General features: G+C 70.9%; 1 pseudogene. It reads right to left on the reverse strand.

The annotated features are described in order from the left end of the window. Positions 1-282 (reverse strand): annotated as a pseudogene (locus SM753_RS20420) (PAS domain-containing sensor histidine kinase); the annotation flags it as partial.

Raw genomic sequence — 282 nt, forward strand, 5'->3', positions numbered from 1 at the left:
CGGGCTCCGCCCGACTGCCCGTGGAACCGTGTTCCACGCTGTTCCGGAACACGTTCTCCAGCAGCTCCCGCGTGCGGGTCGCGTTCGCGTCGATCGTCACGTCGGTCTCGAGGACGAGCTCGGCGTCGCCCGTGTCGTCGCTCTCCCACGCGTCCCTCGCGAGCGCCTCGAGCGAGACCGGCTCCGTCTCCCCGACCGACTCCCCCTGTCGCGCCAGCGAGAGCAGGTCGCCGACGAGCTCGTCCATGCGGTCCAGCGCCTCCGCGGTCTTCTCTAAGTGGG

The sequence above is a fragment of the Halostella sp. PRR32 genome (genome assembly GCF_034808085.1).
GTDB classification, from domain to species: domain Archaea; phylum Halobacteriota; class Halobacteria; order Halobacteriales; family Natronoarchaeaceae; genus Halostella; species Halostella pelagica.